The sequence below is a fragment of the Nonomuraea sp. bgisy101 genome (assembly GCF_057708945.1).
On sequence record NZ_JBYITD010000005.1, the window covers coordinates 95305 to 109546 of the forward strand.

At 71.0% G+C, this 14242-nt stretch carries 15 protein-coding genes; 10 read left to right on the top strand and 5 right to left on the bottom strand.

What is annotated here, in order from left to right:
- Nucleotides 1–89 precede the first annotated feature (89 nt).
- Together AC3EO4_RS11130 and AC3EO4_RS11135 are read left to right on the top strand one after the other, a co-directional pair.
- Nucleotides 90–2231 (top strand): anthranilate synthase component I, encoded by a 2142-nt coding sequence (locus AC3EO4_RS11130; protein ID WP_431895204.1) that lies wholly within the window; start codon nt 90–92, stop codon nt 2229–2231.
- A 236-nt stretch (nt 2232–2467) separates the two neighbouring features.
- Nucleotides 2468–3613, top strand: coding sequence for an amidohydrolase family protein (locus tag AC3EO4_RS11135; protein WP_379568570.1), 1146 nt, complete (start codon nt 2468–2470; stop codon nt 3611–3613).
- A 24-nt stretch (nt 3614–3637) separates the two neighbouring features.
- Here AC3EO4_RS11135 and AC3EO4_RS11140 read toward each other — a convergent pair whose 3' ends face one another.
- Nucleotides 3638–4405, bottom strand: a complete 768-nt coding sequence (locus AC3EO4_RS11140) for an AAA family ATPase (RefSeq protein ID WP_431895205.1) — start codon at nt 4403–4405, stop codon at nt 3638–3640.
- A gap of 104 nt (nt 4406–4509) precedes the next feature.
- On the opposite strand from AC3EO4_RS11140, the gene thyX reads away from it, so the two are divergent.
- Both thyX and galE read left to right on the top strand, forming a co-directional pair.
- The gene (gene thyX / locus AC3EO4_RS11145; protein WP_379568566.1) at nt 4510–5232 is read left to right on the top strand and encodes an FAD-dependent thymidylate synthase; all 723 of its coding nucleotides are present in this window, start codon (nt 4510–4512) and stop codon (nt 5230–5232) included.
- Nucleotides 5229–6206 (top strand): UDP-glucose 4-epimerase GalE, encoded by a 978-nt coding sequence (galE, locus tag AC3EO4_RS11150; protein ID WP_379568564.1) that lies wholly within the window; start codon nt 5229–5231, stop codon nt 6204–6206. Before thyX ends, galE begins: the two co-directional genes overlap by 4 nt.
- Nucleotides 6207–6218: 12 nt before the next feature.
- Here galE and AC3EO4_RS11155 read toward each other — a convergent pair whose 3' ends face one another.
- Nucleotides 6219–6524 carry a ubiquitin family protein gene (locus AC3EO4_RS11155; protein WP_379568562.1) on the bottom strand — a complete coding sequence of 102 codons (306 nt, stop codon included), beginning with the start codon at nt 6522–6524 and terminating at the stop codon, nt 6219–6221.
- A 3-nt stretch (nt 6525–6527) separates the two neighbouring features.
- Nucleotides 6528–7622: a WD40/YVTN/BNR-like repeat-containing protein gene (locus tag AC3EO4_RS11160; protein WP_379568560.1), complete on the bottom strand. Its 1095-nt coding sequence runs from the start codon at nt 7620–7622 to the stop codon at nt 6528–6530.
- A 111-nt stretch (nt 7623–7733) separates the two neighbouring features.
- Between AC3EO4_RS11160 and AC3EO4_RS11165 the strand changes: the two genes are divergently transcribed.
- The 3 genes from AC3EO4_RS11165 to AC3EO4_RS11175 all read left to right on the top strand — a co-directional run bounded on the left by AC3EO4_RS11165 (nt 7734) and on the right by AC3EO4_RS11175 (nt 9365).
- Nucleotides 7734–8117, top strand: coding sequence for a hypothetical protein (locus tag AC3EO4_RS11165; protein ID WP_431895208.1), 384 nt, complete (start codon nt 7734–7736; stop codon nt 8115–8117).
- A gap of 382 nt (nt 8118–8499) precedes the next feature.
- On the top strand, nt 8500–8952 hold the full coding sequence (locus AC3EO4_RS11170) for a cation:proton antiporter domain-containing protein (protein WP_431895210.1): 453 nt from the start codon (nt 8500–8502) through the stop codon (nt 8950–8952).
- Entirely contained in the window at nt 8937–9365 is a 429-nt protein-coding gene (locus tag AC3EO4_RS11175) for a cation:proton antiporter (RefSeq protein WP_431895211.1), read from the top strand. Before AC3EO4_RS11170 ends, AC3EO4_RS11175 begins: the two co-directional genes overlap by 16 nt.
- 24 nt (nt 9366–9389) lie before the next feature.
- On the opposite strand, the gene AC3EO4_RS11180 is transcribed toward AC3EO4_RS11175, so the two are convergent.
- Nucleotides 9390–10343 carry a GntR family transcriptional regulator gene (locus tag AC3EO4_RS11180; protein ID WP_379568555.1) on the bottom strand — a complete coding sequence of 318 codons (954 nt, stop codon included), beginning with the start codon at nt 10341–10343 and terminating at the stop codon, nt 9390–9392.
- A gap of 134 nt (nt 10344–10477) precedes the next feature.
- Here AC3EO4_RS11180 and AC3EO4_RS11185 point away from each other — a divergent pair, with 134 nt between their 5' ends.
- The 3 genes from AC3EO4_RS11185 to AC3EO4_RS11195 all read left to right on the top strand — a co-directional run bounded on the left by AC3EO4_RS11185 (nt 10478) and on the right by AC3EO4_RS11195 (nt 12505).
- Nucleotides 10478–10606, top strand: coding sequence for a hypothetical protein (locus AC3EO4_RS11185; RefSeq protein WP_379568553.1), 129 nt, complete (start codon nt 10478–10480; stop codon nt 10604–10606).
- The gene (locus AC3EO4_RS11190; RefSeq protein WP_431895213.1) at nt 10603–11592 is read left to right on the top strand and encodes a hypothetical protein; all 990 of its coding nucleotides are present in this window, start codon (nt 10603–10605) and stop codon (nt 11590–11592) included. The genes AC3EO4_RS11185 and AC3EO4_RS11190 overlap by 4 nt, the downstream gene beginning before the upstream one ends.
- Nucleotides 11593–11719: 127 nt before the next feature.
- On the top strand, nt 11720–12505 hold the full coding sequence (locus AC3EO4_RS11195) for an alpha/beta fold hydrolase (RefSeq protein WP_431895215.1): 786 nt from the start codon (nt 11720–11722) through the stop codon (nt 12503–12505).
- Between the two features lie 59 nt (nt 12506–12564).
- Here AC3EO4_RS11195 and AC3EO4_RS11200 read toward each other — a convergent pair whose 3' ends face one another.
- Nucleotides 12565–14025 (bottom strand): PhzF family phenazine biosynthesis isomerase, encoded by a 1461-nt coding sequence (locus AC3EO4_RS11200; protein ID WP_431895217.1) that lies wholly within the window; start codon nt 14023–14025, stop codon nt 12565–12567.
- Nucleotides 14026–14242 lie beyond the last annotated feature (217 nt).

Here is a 14242-nt window from a genome sequence, read left to right on the forward strand (position 1 = left end):
AGATTCGCATTCCTCAACGGACGGCCGCCCCGGAAGGCGGCCTTTCGCGTCTCCGCCCCCGGGGCTCATGAGCTAGCAAGGGGCTTTGAGTGGAGACGAGCGGATATACCACCGCTGGTGGCGTCAGCGTCGAGCGTGAGGTACGTGAGGTGCCCGAGGCGGCCCTCGAGGAGATCGTGACCGCGCTGGGCGAGCGGCGCGGCGGCGCGTTCTCCTCCGGCATGGACTACCCGGGTCGCTACAGCCGATGGGCGTTCGGCTACGTCGATCCTTGCATCGAGCTCGTGGCCAGGGGCCGCACGATCGCGGCGCGCGCGCTCAACGAGCGCGGCAGGGTCGTGCTCCCCGCGCTGGCCTCCTGCCTGCTGGCGGCGGGCAAACCCGTCTCCCCGCCGACCGACACCCACGTCGAGGTGCACATCGCCGAGCCGGGCGCCGACCCCGGCGAGGTGCTGCCCGAGGAGATGCGCAGCCGCCGCCCCACAGTGTTCACCGCCATCCGCGAGGTCATCGCCGCCTTCAAGGGCGAGGACCCGCACCTGGGCCTGTACGGCGCGTTCGGCTACGACCTCGCCTTCCAGTTCGAGCCGATCCGCCACGAACTGGAACGCCCGGCCGACCAGCGCGACCTGGTCCTCCACCTGCCCGACAGGATCGTCGTCATCGACCGCCAGCGCGAGACGTGCGTGGAGTACCGCTACGAGTTCACCGTGGACGGCGTCTCCACCAGGGGTCTGGAGCGCACCGGCGAGAGCTTCCCGCAGGTCGTCCCCACCGAGATCCCGAAGGACCCGGAGAAGGGCGCCTACGCGACGGTCGTGGCGGCGGCCAAGGAGAGGTTCAAGCGCGGCGACCTGTTCGAGGTCGTGCCCGGCCAGGTCTTCCACGCCACCTGCACCGACCCGTCGGCCTTCTACCGCAGCCTGCGCCACTCCAACCCCGCCCCGTACGAGTTCATCATCAACCTCGGCGACGGCGAGCACCTGGTCGGCGCCTCGCCCGAGATGTACGTCCGCGTCAACGGCGACAGGGTCGAGACCTGCCCCATCTCCGGCACCATCGCCCGCGGCTCCAACCCCGTCGAGGACGCCGAGGCCATCCGCACCCTCCTGTCCAGCGTCAAGGAGGAGTCGGAGCTGACGATGTGCACCGACGTCGACCGCAACGACAAGTCGCGCATCTGCGTCCCCGGCAGCGTGCAGGTGATCGGCCGCCGCCAGATCGAGCTCTACTCCCGTCTGATCCACACCGTCGACCACATCGAGGGCCGCCTGCGCCCCGAGTTCGACGCCCTCGACGCCTTCCTCACCCACATGTGGGCCGTCACCGTCACCGGTGCGCCCAAGACGTGGGCGATGCAGTTCATCGAGGACCACGAGGCCACCACCCGCAGGTGGTACGGCGGAGCGATCGGCTTCATCGGCTTCGACGGCTCCATGAACACCGGCCTGACCCTGCGCACCGCCCAGATCAAGCACGGCGTGGCCATCGTCAGGGCAGGGGCGACCCTGCTGTTCGACTCCGACCCCGAGTCCGAGGAGCGCGAGACCGAGCTCAAGGCCAGCGCCCTGCTCGGCGCCCTGGCCGCGGTCAACCAGCCGTCCTCGGTGGCGCAGGCGCCGGTGCGGGAGCAGCCGGGACAGGGGATGAAGGTCCTGCTCGTCGACCACGAGGACTCCTTCGTCAACACCCTGGCCGACTACTTCCGCCAGGAGGGGGCCGACGTCGTCACCCTGCGCCACGGCTTCCCCGCGGAGATGATCGACAGGATCGCCCCCGACCTGGTGGTCCTGTCCCCCGGGCCGGGATGGCCGTCCGACTTCGGCATGTCCGCCCTCATCGACGAGGTGTACGGCAGGGGCCTGCCGGTCTTCGGCGTCTGCCTCGGCCTGCAGGCCATGGTCGAGCAGGCGGGCGGCACGCTCGAACTGCTCGACTACCCCGAGCACGGCAAGCGCGGCCACGTTTCCAGGCTCGGCGACAGCGCCCTGCTCGAAGGGCTGCCGGCCGAGTTCGTCGCGGCCCGCTACCACTCGCTGCACGCCAAGCGGCCAGGCGTGGTCGGGTTCACCGCCACCGCGCTCACACCCGACGGCAACGTGATGGCGATCGAGGACGTGGCCAACCGGCGCTTCGCCGTCCAGTTCCACCCCGAGTCGATCCTGACGGCCGAGGGCGCGGCGGGTGCGAAGATCATCGCCAACGTCCTCCGGCTGGCCCGCAGGTCCTGACCTGCGGGGACCCCGGCTACCGCGCCCGCCGGGGTCCCCGCCGCGTGGTCGACCCGACGCCGGCCTCGCGGTCTGATGCGCCGGCGGACCCGCCCCGGCTTCGGTCCCGCTTCCACGGGCTTCTCGATCAAGAGCAGGGAAAGATCGGCCCTGCCCGACGGAGACTTCCACGTCGGAGATCTTCGCTGTCGGCAAAGTCCCGGTGGGCGGCGCGATCACGCTCTAGAGTCGGGCGCATGCTCCCCGTAGCCCTCCCGGACGCCGTGCGTGAAGCCCTGCTCGCCCCGCTCGTCGACCACCACTGCCACGGGGTGCGCCGCGACGACCTCAGCCGTGCCCAGTTCGAGCTGCTCATCAGCGAGTCGCGCCTGCCGGCCCCGCCCGGCACCACCCACTTCGACACCCCGCTCGGGGCGGCCATCCGCCGCTGGTGCGCGCCCGTGCTCGGCCTCGACCCGCACGTCGCCCCCGCGGTCTACCTGGCCAGGCGGGAGGAGCTCGGCGCGGCCGAGGTCAACAGGCGGCTGCTGAGGGCCGCAGGGGTGGTCGCCTTCCTCGTCGACACCGGCCTCGAGGCGCCCGACCTGCTGTCGGCGGCCGAGATGGGCCGCCACGGCGGCGCTGCGGCCGACGAGATCGTCCGCCTGGAGCAGATCGAGCAGGACATCGCCGAGACCGCGGGCGTCGCCGTCGACTACATGGACAGCCTCGCCGAGGAGCTCGTCGCCAGGGCGGCCCGCGCCGTCGGCCTCAAGTCGATCATCGCCTACCGGTGCGGCCTCGACTTCGACCCCTCCAGGCCCAGCCGCGGCTCGGTCATCGCCGCGGCCAACCGCAGGCTGTCCGACCCCAAGGAGAGCCTCGTCGACCCCATCCTGCTGCGCCACCTGCTGTGGACGGCCGTCGACGTCGCCCGCGAGCGCGGCCTGCCGATCCAGTTCCACACCGGGTACGGCGACGCCGACCTCGACCTGTCGCGTGCCGACCCCGCCCAGATGACCGGCTTCATCAGAGCCCTGCAACCGCTCGGCGTCCCCGTCGTCCTGCTGCACTGCTACCCCTACCACCGGCAGGCCGCCTACCTGTCAGGGGTGTTCCCCCACGTCTACGTCGACGTCGGCCTGGCCCTCACCCACACCGCCGCGGGGTCGGCCGGGGTGCTCGGCGAGCTGCTGGAGCTCGTGCCGTTCCACAAGCAGCTGTTCAGTTCCGACTGCTACGGCGCGGCCGAGACCTGCCACATCGGTGCCCTCTATTTCAGGCGGGGAATGGCGGAGGTGCTGGCCGCGAGGATCGGGTCGGGGGAGTGGACGGCCGCCGACGCCGCCCGCATCGCCCACATGATCGGCTCGGGCAACGCCCGGCGCGTCTACCGCCTCTGAGCCCGGCCGAGACCTCGGCCGCGGCTAGCGGTGGTCGGCCGCCAGCAGGGGAGTGGGCGGGAGGTCGTCGATCGCCAGCGACAGCGACGCGTCGCACTCGCTGTCGCTGCACTCGCAGAGGAAGAGCCGCGCCACCGCGGCGGACTCGGTGGTGTTCCACGGCTTGGCCAGGAACGCGCGGTACTGCTCGGCGACCGCCGCGTTGGCCTCGCGCAGCAGCCGCCAGCGCTCCTGCCTGCCCTCCGCCAGCGGCCCCCTGGCCAGATCGGCGGCGAAGAACCGCTCGACCTCGTCGAAGGCGTCCTCGGCGGTGATGACGGCCACGCCCGCCCGCGCCACCTCGGCCGCGATCAGCTCGCCCAGCGGCAGGTAGAGCCCGGGCACCTCGCCGGGCCCGTGTCTGGCCGTCAGCCGCTCCCGCAGCACCTCCGTGGGCGGTACCAGCCACACCGCCCTGCCGCCGGGCGGCAGCATCGCCGGGACCACCTGCGTCCCCTCGACCACGGTCAACGGCGACGACGGCAGCTCGCGCACGTCGTCGACCGTCATCGGGCCCCGTTCCTCGTGCAGCCACATCGCCAGCTGCTCCTCGACGGGAAGGGCGGCCCGCTGCGCGGGAGTCAGCGACTCGCCCCGCAGCGCCCCGGGAAGGCCGGCCGCGACGGCCCTGTCCCTGTGGGCCCACGTGCGGGTGTCGGAGGCGTACAGGCGCAGGCCGTGACGCCGCGCCAGCCGCCTGGCCACCGTCGACTTGCCCGACCCCGGTGGCCCCCCGATCCACAGCACGTTCACGCCCGAGAGACTAGCCAACCCGCCGGCGCCGTACCTTCCAGCAGGCACGAGAGGCGTACGATGGCGGGCGGCCAGAACGGTGAGCGCAAGGGGGATCCACCAAAGTGAGCGACGAGCCGCGTTTCCTGAACGACGTGACGGTCGAACTCGTCAAGCACAGCGCGTCCGACACCGACGTGCTCTGGGCGGCCAGAGTGTCGACGGCGGGCGAGCAGTCACTCGAAGAGGTCAACAAGGACCCTGAGCGGTCCAAGGGGCTGATCAACTACCTGATGCGCGACCGGCACGGCAGCCCGTTCGAGCACAACTCGATGACGTTCTTCGTCAGCGCCCCGATCCTGGTCTTCCGCGAGTTCATGCGGCACAGGGTCGGCTGGTCCTACAACGAGGAGAGCGGCCGCTACCGCGAGCTCGAGCCCGTCTTCTACGTGCCAGGCGAGCAGCGCAAGCTCGTCCAGGAGGGCAAGCCGGGCCGTTACGTCTTCGTCGACGGCACGCCCGAGCAGCACAAGCTGGTCACCGAGGCCATGGAGGGCGCCTACCGGCAGTCCTACGCCGCCTACCAGGAGATGCTGGAGGCGGGCGTCGCCCGCGAGGTCGCCCGCGCGGTGCTGCCCGTCGGCCTGTTCTCCACGATGTACGCCACCTGCAACGCCCGCTCGCTCATGCACTTCCTGTCGCTGCGCACCAAGAACGAGCAGGCCAAGGTCCCCTCCTTCCCGCAGCGGGAGATCGAGATGGTCGCGGAGAAGATGGAGGCCGCGTGGGCGGAACTGATGCCGCTCACCCACGCCGCGTTCGTGGCCAACGGGCGGGTCGCCCCGTGAAGGTCCTCATCTCCGGCGGGGCCGGATACATCGGCAGCACCGTCGCCTCCGCCTGCCTCGACGCGGGCATCACCCCCGTCATCCTCGACAACCTCGTCACCGGGCGCGGCGAGTTCGCCAAGGGACGCGCCTTCTACGAGGGCGACATCGCCGACGGCGCGCTCGTCGACCGCGTCTTCGCCGAGCACCCCGACATCGAGGCCGTCGTCCACTGCGCGGCGCTCATCGTCGTGCCCGACTCGGTCGCCGATCCCGTCGGCTACTACCGGGCCAACGTCGCCAAGAGCCTCGACTTCGTCTCCCACCTGCTGCGCAACGGCTGCCAGAAGATGATCTTCAGCTCGTCCGCGTCGATCTACGAGACGGGCGCCGACTTCACCGTCGACGAGAGCTCGGGCCTGGCCCCGCAGAGCCCCTACGCCCGCACCAAGGCCGTGTGCGAGGCGATGTTCGCCGACATCTCGGCCACCCAGCCGATCAGGATCCTGTCGCTGCGCTACTTCAACCCGATCGGGGCCGACCCGAAGATGCGCACGGGACTGCAGCTGCGCAGGCCCAGCCACGCGCTCGGCAAGATGATCGAGGCGTGGGAGGAGGGCACGCCGTTCCAGATCACCGGCACCGCGTGGCCGACCCGCGACGGCTCGGGCATCCGCGACTACATCCACGTGTGGGACCTGGCCACCGCGCACGTCGCCGCCCTCGAACGGTTCGACACCTTCACCGAGGACGTCATCAACCTCGGCACGGGGACCGGCACCACCGTGCGCGAACTGGCGGCCGCGTTCAACGAGGTGGCCGACCGGCCCATCGAGGTCGTCGAGACCGGCCCCAGGCCCGGTGACGTCGCCGGCGCCTACACCCGCACCGACCTGGCCAGACGACTGCTCGACTGGGAGGCCAGGCACAGCGTCGCCGAGGGCATCGCGCACTCGCTGCAGTGGGCGCGGCTGCGCGAGGAGATGCTGGGCTAGCCGCGCAGGGGCTCAGATGGCGGTCATGACGTAGACCTCCGCACCCGGCGGAAGGGCGTAGTCGAGCCCTCCGAGCCCCTGGGTGTTCTCACCGCAGACGAACATGCTGATGTGGCTCTTGATCCGGCCGTAGTCGTCGCGTAACCGCTCCTCGAGCGAGGGGTGGGTACGGCGCAGCGTGTCGAGGGCCGAGCCGAGGGTGGGCGGCGTGTCGTGGTCGGGGCCGACCGCGAAGACCTTGACCTCGGCCTGGCCGCTCACCCAGTGGCGTAGCGCGCTGGGCAGCACGAAGACGACGAGCATGGCGGGCTTGGCCATGCTCTAGAGCACCGCCGCCCGCACCGTCAGGACGTCGGGCAGGTGGTCGGCCACCGCGGCCCAGGTCTCGCCGTCGTCGTGCGAGCCGTAGACCGAGCCGTCGCGGGTGCCGAAGAAGACGCCCGCCCTGCCGCCGTCGAGGGCGGTGGCCGTCATCGCGTCGCGCAGCACCGAGGCGTAGACCGGGACTTGGGGCAGCCCCTCGCCGTGAGACTGCCACGTCGCTCCCGCGTCGTCGCTGCGGAAGACCCGGTAGCGGTGGCCGACGGGGGTGCGGTCCATGTCCGCGTGCAGCGGCAGAACGTAGAGCGTGTCAGGCCTGCCGGGGTGGACGACGACGGGGAAGCCGAAGTCGGACGGCAGCGAGGAGCCGATGTCGGTCCAGGACCCGCCGAAGTCGTCGCTGCGGTAGACGCCGAAGTGGTGCTGCAGGAACAGCCGCTCGGGCCTGGCCGGATGCAGGCTCACCTTGTGCACGCACTGCCCGAACTCGGGATACTGCTGGCCCTCCGGCAGGAACGGCGCCCTGATGCCCTGGTTGGCCGCCTCCCACGACTGGCCGCCGTCGCTCGTGCGGTAGAAGCCGCCCGACGAGATCGCCACGCCCATGACCTTCGGGTCGGTGGGATGGGCGAGGATCGTGTGCAGGCACAGGCCGCCGCCTCCCGGCTGCCACTGTGCCCGGTGCGGGTGCTCCCACAGCCCCTCGACCAGGGAGTAGGTGATGCCGCCGTCCTCCGAGCGGAACAGCGCGCCGGGCTCGACGCCGGCCCAGACCACGTCGGGCTCGGACGGCGAGGGCAGCAGCTGCCAGACCTTCTCCAGCGTGGCGCCGGTGGACTCGGGGAAGGCGATGGGCGGTTTCTCCGCCTCTTTCCAGCTCTTGCCGAGATCATCGGAGTACATCACGGAGGGGCCGAAATGGCCGTACTCGATGCCGGCCAGCAGCCGCGGCCGCTCGCCCCTGGCGTCGATCGCGACCGAGTGGACCGCGACAGTGGAGAACTGGATCGGCTCGACGTCGAACGAGCCTGCGCCGCTGGACCGGGCGAGGAAGAGCCCCTTGCGGGTGCCGACGGCGAGTAGTACGTCGCTCATGCTGGTCTCCCATGTTGGCTTGCTGGCCATCGTGTCACGCGGTACCGACAACTTCCCTGGACTGCCGGATTTGCGTCGTGCGTCGCCTCTCCGCACCGGTAGGGCGGGCTCGTGCCCGGCGTCTTCGTCGCCCAGCGGACGGCGTCGCCGCGGGCGGTTGCCCCCACGACCACCTCGGTGACCCCGATGACCTCGCCGTCGCCCTCCTCGGCGGGCGCCCGGCTCACCGTCGCCGGCGCCAGGAAGGCCGTGGCGTCCTGGGTGGCTAGGCACAACGCGACGATCAAGGATCGCGACTTGATCTCCAAGGGCATCTACGCCGGCTTCCGCAGCGCCGCCCAGGCGTACGGCTTCCGCACCGAGGACGGCGGCGCCTTCTACGTGTTCAGCCTGCTCAACAACCCTCAGTCGATCTGGCAGGTCCTCACGGTAGGCGTGTCCGTGCCCCGGAACGGCAGGCAGATCAGGGAGATCGGCGGAGATTGGTACGCCTGAGGCGGGCGGCCCCTCCACGCGAAGGATCCGCGCCCTTCGCAACAGGCGGCCGGACAGTCCGGCGACAGGCGTGAGCCGCGCAGCCCCGCAGGCCCGCCGGCGAGGGGTGCGAGCCGCCACAGCTCGGAGCAAACCGGCGAGATCCGGCGTGCGGGCCGCGGCCCCCGTGCTGACACACTGATGTCACGGAGGTGAGGAAGGGCAGGTCGGGGGACATGATGGCACTCGTGCTGGCCCTCGTGGTCGGTGCCACGGTGGTGTCGGCATTGGCCAGGCGGCTGGGGGTGCCGCCGCCGGTCGCGCTGGTGATCGCCGGGATCGTGGTCAGCCTGGTGCCGGGTCTGCCCCAGTACCAGCGGTCGGCTACGCCGCGCACGCGCTGGTGCCAGGGCTGCCGCTGGAGGCAGGGTTCGTGCTGGGCGCGATCGTGGCGCCGCCGGACGCGCTGGCGGCGGCGGCGATCGCGAACCGGGTGGGGCTGCCTCGCCGGGTGGTCACGCTCCTCGAAGGGGAGAGCCTGCTCAACGACGCCACCGCCCTGGTGGCCTACCGCATCGCCATCGCGGCGGTGGTCACCGGCGCCTTCTCCTACGGCCATGATCGCGTACCTGTTGCAGTGCGTCGTGTTCGCGCTCATCGGTCTGCAACTGCGGCACATCCTGGCGGGGTTGCACGGCTACTCGGCCGCCGATCTCGCGCTGTACGCCGGTGCGGTGACCTTGACGCTGGTCGTCGTGCGCATCGTGTGGGTGTTCCCGACCACGTACCTGCCCCGCCTGCTCTTCCCCCGCATCCGCGCCCGCGATCCCGGCGACGCTGGTGCTGCAGGGGCTGACCCTGCCGTGGGTCAGCCGCCGGCTGGGCATCGCGGGCATGGACGACGACCTGCCCTCGCTGGAGCAGGCGACGGCCGCGCACACCACGGCCAGGCTGGCCCTGATACGCCTGGACCAGATGGCGGCGAAGGGCGCGCTGCCGGCCGAGGTGGAGCAGCGCCTGCGCAGGGATCTGGAGGAGCGGGCCCGCAAGGCGCACGCGGTGCTGGGCCCGGGGGCGGACGACGAGCACCTGCCGGAGCTGGTCGAGGGAGCGGTCAGCGCCGCGGCCAGCTACGCCGAGGCCCGCAGGGAGCTGCTGCGGCTGGAGCGCGAGGAGGCCGTGCGCCTGTGGCAGCGGGGCGAGATCGGCGACGAGGCGCTGCAGGCCCTGCAACGCAGGCTCGACCTGGAAGAGCAGCAGATCCTCTGACGGCGGCGGGCCACGTGACAGCGTTCAGGACTGTTCCTCCAGCATGGCGGCGAAGCCGTCGAGATGGCGGGCGAGGCGGTACTCGAACAGCCCGTCCAGGTCCGACACCGTTTCCGCGGGAACCGTGGCCAGCAGGGGGAATCGTCCGCTGCCGAGGAGTTCGTCGGCCCGTTCCCGCTGGGCGAGAAACCACCCGGTGAGCGTCACGCCGGTCTCCTGCTCGGCTTCGCGTTCGTCGGCCATGGACAGGGCGACGGTGACGACCAGGGCGTGCAGGGTGAGCGCCTCTCGAATCCGTGTCGTCATGGGCAGCCCGAGCCCGTCGAGCGCGCGCAGGGTCCACTCGGTGTGGGCCATCATGTTGGGGACGAGCAACGGGCGGGTGAACGAGACGGCCCTGGACAGCCAGAGGTGCCGCCGCCCCAGCTCCCATTGCAGGCGGGAGATCAGTTCAAGTTTGGCTCGCCACCCCTCCGGCCCAGGGGTGGGGAGCTCTGGGCCGCCGAAGACCTCGTCGACCATCTGCGTCACCAGTTCGTCCTTGTTGGCCACGTGCCGGTACAGCGACATCGGGCCGACGCCGAGTTCGGCCGCGAGTCGCCGCATGGACACGGCGTCGAGCCCCTCGGTGTCGGCGATCTCGATGGCGGTGCCGAGAACGTGCCTCTGGTTCAGCGCGCGCTTGGGGGCGCCGGCCTGTCGCGGGCTCGATGACGTGGCCGGGCTGACCTGCTGCCTGTGACCCGCGCGCGCGCTGACCACCGTGCCGGAACCGACCTTCGCCTCGACCAGCCCCTCGTCGCGGAGGACCGCCATCGCTCTGGTCGCGGTCGCGACCGCGACGCCCCATCGCTGGGCGATCTGCCGAATGGAGGGCATGCGATCGCCTGGCCGCAGGTCGCCGGTCAGAATCCGGGCATGGAAGTCCGCGACGATCCGCCGGTATGGCGGATCCGGCCGTTGGGTTGACGACGGCATGGGGAGCCCCGATTCCTTCGGTGTCGTATGTCGCCGGTAAGTGTACTAGTTCAATTTCTGCCGTACTAGTGCACTTTGTCAGGATGAACAGCGAATCTTCTTGTTGTTATTCGCGTTCTTACTACGATGTACGCATGACATTGAATACACCGTACGCAGACCTGCGTCGGCTTCTTCCTGGCACCACCGCGTGGTGGCTTGCTCCCGTGATGCTCGGCACAGCCTCCATCGGCATGGACGGCGCGGGATCGGAGTCCGTGTGAGCCGGTTGGGGGACGCCTCGTCCATCTCGTTCGCCGAGGTCCGGTTGTGGCACCGACCGTTGATGGTCATGGTGGCGGGCATGTCCGTGCTCGTCGTCGTCGCGGGCTTCGGTCTCCTCGTGGACGGTCGTGAGCTCATGCGGCAGTCGATCTGGGCGAAGCCGTTGAAGTTCGGAGTGTCGTTCGTCATCTACGGCGCGACGCTCGCATGGCTGTTGCCGAAGCTTCGCCGGGCACGGCGCACGATATGGACCCTCGGAACGGCCTTCGCCGTCGCCGGGCTGGTCGACGTCGGTTTCATCGCGGTACAGGCCGCCCGCGGCACCTACAGCCACTTCAACACCAACACCGATCCGTTCAACCAGGTCGGTCAGCAGGTCTTCTCCTCAGGCGTGATCGGGTTGTTCGGGGTGAGCCTGATCATCGCGATCATGCTGCTGTTCCAGCGGGTCGGTGACGCGGCGCTCACCTGGGCCCTGCGTGCCGGGATCGGGCTGGCCGTCCTCGGCATGGCGTTGGCCTCCTTCTGGGTCGGGTGGGCCGCGACCGAACCCCGGACGGTCGAGGACGCCTACGGGAACCCGGTCTCCCTGGTGGGCCAGCACGGAGTGGGCGCACCGGACGGCGGCGGCATGCCGATCACGAACTGGAGCACCGTGGGTGGCGACCTGCGCGTTCCGCACTTCATCGGGTTGCACTCCATCCAGGTGTTCGTGCTCGCGGTGCTGGCTCTCACCGCCCTCACGGCCAGGATCGGCTGGCTGCGCGGCGAACGGGTGCGCGCCCAGCTGATCGGGGTCGTCATCCTGGGCTACACCGCGCTGTTCGCCATCACGGCATGGCAGGCGCTGCGTGGTCAGTCGCTGGTCCATCCCGACGCGGCCACGTGGACCGCGCTCGCGGTGTCGGTTGTCGTGACAGCGCTGTGGGCGGCTCAGGCCGTCTCAGTGGCCCGCCGCAGCGAGGGGCGCAGTGCCGGCGGCTGACCACCTCGTTGGAGTAGGAACCAGAGCAGGCAGGACAGCTGGCCGAGCTCGCCGCGCACCACGTTCCCGGGTGCCTGACGGGCTCGGGGCCGGCACCCGCCATCATGGAGGGCCGACAATAGGTGACGTGCCCTTTGCGACGACAAAAGATGGCGTGAAGCTGTCCTACCAGGTGAGTGGCGACGGATACCCGCTGATGCTGCTCCCCGGCCAATCCAACGACCACCACTGGTGGGACGGCGTGCGGTCGGACTTCGAGGCCGTCTACCGCACCGTAACCTTCGACTACCGCGGCACCGGGGACAGCGACAAGCCCGACGAGCCCTACACGACGCGCGGCTTTGCCCTCGACGCTCTGGCCGTACTCGACGAGCTCGGCGTGGAGCGCGCGCACGTCTATGGCACCTCCATGGGCGGCCGGGTCGCCCAGTGGCTGGCCGCCGACCACTCGGAGCGGCTGGCGGCGCTCGTGTTGGGTTGCACGTCTCCCGGAGGCGCCCACGGGGTGGAGCGAAGTCAGGAGGTGCGCCGCTCGCTGGCCGTGCGTGACCGGGCCGCCGCCGAGCGGGCGCTGCTCGAGCTGATGTACACCCCGGAGTGGCTGGCCACCCACCCCGGCCCGTTTCGCACGACCGGCGATCCCGGTATGCCCGCCCACGCCCGCCGCCGCCATCTCGCCGCCAGCGCGAACCATGACAGCTGGGACGTCCTTCCCGGTATCGTCGCGCCCACCCTCGTGATTCACGGCGCCGACGACGTCCTCAACCCGGCCGCCAACGCACCGCTGCTGGCCGGCCGCATCCCTGGAGCGCGACTGCATCTCATCCCGGGTGCGCGGCACGCCTACTTCGAGGAGTTCCGCGAGGTCGCCGGCCGGGTGGTCGTCGATTTCCTTGCCGGCGTGACCGGCTGAGGACTCGTGCCGGTCGTCCTGCCGCCGTGGACAACCGGCACGGGATGTCGCCCGCGAGGTCACGGCAGGCGGACGATGCGGGTGATCTCCGCGGCGCCGCCCAGCCGGACCAGTGGGCCCGACCGGCTGTGCCGGGTGGTGGCGGTGATCGTGGAGGGGGCGCGGAGGGAGTCGCCCATGTCGACAGCGAGGTCGGTGTCGCCCTGACCGGCCAGGTGCGCAGCGAGGCAGGCGGCGCTGTTGGCGTTGGCGATGTCCTCCGCGACACCGATCGACGGGGCGAACATGCGGGCCGCGACCCGCCCGGTGTGTGTCGGAGTGGAGTAGACGTAGCAGCCCAGGAGACCGAGTCGATCGCAGGCGGCGCGGAGCCGTGCGAGATCCGGGACCAGCGCGGCCAGAGCGGAGCGCGTGGAGACGGGGACCAGCAGCCGAGGCCGCCCCATCGCGGCGACGCGGGTGCCGGGGGCGAGCGTGTCGGAGGTGACGCCAAGCGCGCGCAGAACGAGGTCGCACTCGATCGCGGTGGGCTCGCGCAGGCTGACGGGCCCGGCGTCGAAGGCGGCGTCGACCCGGTCGTTCTCCCGTACGGCCCGGCCGGCGAAGGCGCGCCTCGACGTGCGGAGGGCAGCCCGGTAGTCCTCGACTCCGGCGCGCTCGGCGAGGAAGGCCAGGGCCGCGATGGTCCCGTGACCGCACGCGGGTAGCTCTCCCTCGGCGGTGAAGAAGCGCAGGGAAGCCGCGGGATCTTCGGATCGGCCGTGGTGAGCATGGACGAAGACCGCGTGAGAGGTTCCCATCAGGACCGGTATGCGGCGGCGCTGGTCGTCGGTCAAGGGCGCTTCCTCCATGACCGCGGTGGGGCTGCCGCCGCCGCCGTCGCGCAGGCAGGCGCGGACGATCGTGACGGGCAGGCCGTAGCCGCTCATCGACAGTCCCCTCCCGCGCGATGCGGGGAGGCTTCCGTGAGAGGCCGGGAAGGGAGTGCCCCAGGGCTCCTCCCGCAGCAGGAGTCCGTTCGCCAGGTGGCTGATGGTCCGGTACCAGCCGGTCAGCACGAGGAATTCGAGCAGCTGCGCGTCCTCGTAATGGATGCCCAGGGCGTCCCAGGCAGGCTGCGACAGCCGCGCGGTCTCGTGCAGCTCGTCGACCGCGTCGAGCAGGGCCGCGTGGCGCGGCGGCCACGAGGCGTCGACGCCCGGAACGGCGGTCGCGCGCAGTTGCTCCAGACTGAGACCGGCCTGCTGGGCGAGGGTCGCGGCGTGCACGCCCCACTCGTAGCCGCAGCCGGCGCGGGCGGTCACCCGGGCGATGACGATCTCCCTGTCGACGGCCGGCAGGAGCCCGTGGCCCAGCAGCCCGGCCCCGAGTGCGAACATCCGCGAAGCCAGCTCCGGATGGCGATGCAGCACCCGGAACAACGTGAGCGGCTCGTACGGCACGCCGGGCGGCATCCAGCGGCGCAGCGCCTGCTCGACGGACGGGGGATAGGGCGGGCTGAGCGGCTCGATGCGCGACATTCGATCTCCTGCTTCGATTTTCGAACCACTATGCTGCTTCGACAAACGAAGCACAAGGAAGCGACATGGAAGCCGGAGCACCTCGCACGACGGCGGCTACCGCCTCACCCGGCTCGGCGAGGACCTCGTCGAGGCGCTCGGGCCGCTGAACGCCTGAAGCCTGCGATGGGCCGGGGAGACGGGCGGCGACACCGCGGAATGACCGCTCATCAGCCGG